The organism is Eubacterium ramulus ATCC 29099 (assembly GCF_000469345.1).
In the GTDB taxonomy this organism is placed as follows: domain Bacteria; phylum Bacillota; class Clostridia; order Lachnospirales; family Lachnospiraceae; genus Eubacterium_I; species Eubacterium_I ramulus.
On sequence record NZ_KI271143.1, the window covers coordinates 1 to 4,006 of the forward strand.

Consider the following 4,006-nt stretch of genomic DNA (forward strand, 5'->3'; position numbering starts at 1 on the left):
GAGAGGTTTACACAGAATAATTTACACTACCGTGTAATGCCATCATTTGTATTTTTTTAGGTAGTTTACTGGGATTAAAAAATTTATTGCAAAGGCAATTATCCGCACGTATGCAATATAATCTTTCGATTATATTTCTTGCCGTTCTAATTGTTCCCTTTTTACCAATAAGCTCTGCCCCATCTTCTATATCGTGGAGCCATTTGCTGACAGCCAGTTCAAGTACCAATGGTGACATTCAAACCACTTTTCTTTCTGGTAATGGTTATAATTTGGATAAAATAAATGATTTTGCTGTCTCTGTCAGCACCCAAATACCAACTTTTATTCACACATTACTTGTATTTTTCTGGAGTATCGGTATATTCATAATGTTTTTTCTTCTCTACCGCTCAGTAAGACAAGTAAACGCCTTACATAGTTCTGCTTTACCTCTTCAAAATGAAGAACTAAACGCTCTTTATATAGAATGTTTAAACGAAGTGAACAGCAAGCATACCATTCCGATTTATAGTACAGCATTTTTGAAATCTCCTGTTTTGGCTGGTTTCCTGCATCCTCGCATTTATCTTCCAATTCACTTGATTTCAGATTTTAACGCTGGAACTATAAGCTCAACTGATATTCGATATATGCTTCTTCATGAACTGCAGCACTACAAGCATAAAGATATTCTAATTGGATATTTGATAAATACAGTACATGTTTTCTACTGGTTCAATCCCCTAATCTGGTATTTTCTAAAAAGAATACGGCAGGAACGCGAACTTGCCTGCGACAGTGCTGTATTACAATTATTGAAAGAAACAGAATACAAGTCATATGGAAATACACTGATTAACTTTGCCGAAACAATAGCTCTGTCTCCATTCCCTCTTACTATGGGAATCAGTGGAAATATAAAACAGTTAAAAGGACGCATTTTAAATATTGCATCATTCCACCAACCTACTTTTAAACAAAAAATTCGTGGATATCTTATATGCATATTCGTCTCTACTATCATCATTGGATGCATTCCCATACTTTCTGTTTATGCTTCTGATCAGACTGGCTATCATTTTGACACAACCGAAAAGAATATTACTCAGCTAAATCTTTCTTCCAATTTTGGGGACTACACCGGAAGTTTTGTTTTATATAATCAGTCTGCTGATAAATGGAATATTTATAATATGGATCATGCTTCCACACGTGTATCACCGAATTCGACTTATAAAATATATGATGCATTACTTGGCTTGGAATCTGGAATTATTACACCAGAACATTCCACTTTCACATGGAATGGAGAACCATATCCTTTTAATTCATGGGAAGCCGATCAAGATTTAACCTCGGCTATACATAATTCTGTAAACTGGTATTTTCAGGCAATTGATTCACAGGCAGGTTTTGAAGCCGTAAGAACATTTTTACAGACAATAAACTATGGGAATCAAAATACTGGAACAAATCTAAATCTCTATTGGACAGATTTCTCTCTGAAGATATCACCCATAGAACAGGTGGAATTGTTACAGGATTTCTATCAAAATAATTTTCATTTTGACAGTAAAAATATCCAGGCAGTAAAAAAAGCCCTGCTGCTTTCCACTACTTCTTCCGGTTCTCTTTACGGGAAAACAGGAACCGGGCGTGTCAATGGTAAAGATGTCAATGGCTGGTTTATCGGATACATTGAAACAGCGAATAATACTTACTACTTCGCAACAAATATTCAATCCTCTTCTGGTGCAACTGGAAGTCAGGCTACCGAAATAACAGAATCTGTACTTTCTAATCTTGGTATTTGGAAATAAATAAAGAGAACTGATAGCATAATTTCCTGTTATCAGTTCTCTTTATTTCATTCTTCTCTACTGATCAATTCTGCAAATTACCTAACCGGTACTGATACCTCGGTATATTATCAATACCATTATCTAAAATCCTGTTTCCAACATACTGAATCGTTCCATCATCCTGAATTTTCATCGTAAGTTCGTGTGTAATAACAGCATCATTACATACAACAGAATCACATACTGCATGAATTGTCAAAACAATGGTTCCATCTTCATTATGCCTGACTTCTGTTACTTCCGGTAAAGACAAGCCAAAATGTGTTGGTGAATAATTACCACATCCCAATCGTTCCCAGATAAACATATTACTTTGTTCATCGTAGACCGCCCATTCTTTCAATTCTTCTTTTGTAACAGGAAGATATGTCATAATTACATTTTCGAACTCTTCTGCTGGAATTCCCACAACCTCTTTTTCTGCCGTAAATTTTTCTCCATATTTCATTTGATAAAAATATTCATAAAGTCCATTATAATCCAACCCCTGCATATCCTCCGCATTCCAGTTTGAACATAACAGATTGTTTCCCTGATAGCCGAACGTACTCACATATTTTTTTGAATATTCCCGACACTCCTCACTCAAAGGCTTTACCCGGATAATACAACTTCCATCTACAATCTCTGTCACTTCCGGTGGTTCAGGTACGCATAATTCATAACAGAAATTCCCATTTTCAGTATATGCCCATTCTTTTATTTTTGATAGCGATATGTATGTAAGTACAGGCTCTGTATCCTCACTCCAGATCATTTTTGCGGACATCACACTCATTTCTTTTCCATCATAACTATATTCTTTTCTGGTAATTCCACCATCTGTATCTGCTTCATATAAAATTACACTTCCTTTTTCTTCTTGTTCTGCAGATTTTAAAAATTGTTCCATCTTCTGATAATTATCCATAACAGAATAATGATCGGAACCAATGACCGGATTCCCATTTTGTTTGATAATTTCTTTCATCCGATTCATCATTTGCTCAGCAGTGTTCTGATCTGCTTCTTGTATTCCATTATATTCAGAATAAATATCTCGGATAATGCCCATAATTTCTTCACAATCGTTCACAGCTTCCTTTTTCTTGTCTTCATCGATTGGTAGATTATATCCCTTATCCGGATTTTCCATGGTAGTGTTTTTCTGATTCTTCTCATTTTTTACATCTGTGCTGTTTAACGATATCTTACTTTCACAGGAAGTCAGAATCATTCCTATACAAAGTACTAACAAAATACTTTTTCTTTTCATATTGCCCCCTAATTATTACTGTAATTCTCTTCCCACTCTTCTTCTGTTAACCTTGGCATATACCACCCTGCATTTGCATTTTGATCTGACTTGATTACCTTATTTGATAAATACTGGAAACTTCCGTCTTCCATAGGTTTTATCATCAATTCACTGGTGATTGCCTGATCTAACATTCTGATTTCCCATACTGCTTCTATCGTAAGTTTTAATGTTCCATCTTGTAATTTTTCATATGAGATAACTTCCGGATATGGCTCATATGGGAATTCACAATCATATAACCCTCGCGGTCTGTATCTAAAAGTTCTATTATCAGAGTTATAAAAAGTTCCTTTTTCAATCTCGCTATTACTAAATGGTAAATAGGTCTTTATAACCTCTTCAAACTCATCTTTTGGAACTTCATATTCTGCTCCACCATAATTTGCTTCATATGGAACTTGCTTTCCATATTTCATATAATACATTTTTTCATAAAGATCATAAAAATCAAGTTCCGTATAATTCTGGTTATCCCAATTTGTAATCAACAGATTATTAAGTGCATACCCCAACGGCATAACATATTTTCGATTCAATTCTCGGCATGTTTTATCTAATGGCTGCACTCTGAATCCAGTTTCACCCGGTGCTCCATCAAATCCCGGTGGGTGATATTCCTCCAGAAACAAGTATCCTTTTTCTGTATATTTCCACTCATATGCTTCATATTCATCATAATAATTAGCCTGTGGGCTATTATCCTTCCATTTAACCTGACATAATCGAACATTTATCTTTCCATTCATTGACTCTAAATGATATTGTATAATTTCCCCTTCATCAAATACAACAACAATATCTACTGCTGCCTGTTCTTCTTTCTCTGCTGCTTTGCAAAAATCTTCTACTTTTTCACGATTGA

The 4,006-nt window shown here is 35.0% G+C and carries 3 protein-coding genes; 1 reads left to right on the plus strand and 2 read right to left on the minus strand.

Going from position 1 to position 4,006, the window contains the following annotated elements:
• Positions 1 to 50 precede the first annotated feature (50 nt).
• A complete protein-coding gene (locus tag HMPREF0373_RS10090) occupies positions 51 to 1,802 on the plus strand; it encodes a BlaR1 family beta-lactam sensor/signal transducer (RefSeq protein ID WP_341348897.1) in 1,752 nt (583 codons plus the stop codon).
• A 64-nt stretch (positions 1,803 to 1,866) separates the two neighbouring features.
• Here HMPREF0373_RS10090 and HMPREF0373_RS10095 read toward each other — a convergent pair whose 3' ends face one another.
• Entirely contained in the window at positions 1,867 to 3,099 is a 1,233-nt protein-coding gene (locus tag HMPREF0373_RS10095; RefSeq protein WP_005610830.1) for a DUF6070 family protein, read from the minus strand.
• An 8-nt stretch (positions 3,100 to 3,107) separates the two neighbouring features.
• Positions 3,108 to 4,006, minus strand: an 899-nt coding sequence (locus HMPREF0373_RS17015) for a DUF6070 family protein (protein ID WP_021739609.1), incomplete at its 5' end; no start/stop codon positions are given.

Excerpts from the sequence above, each read along its gene's own strand:
- HMPREF0373_RS10095 (WP_005610830.1), bottom strand. The coding sequence starts at position 3,099 with ATGAAAAGAAAAAGTATTTTGTTAGTACTTTGTATAGGAATGATTCTG.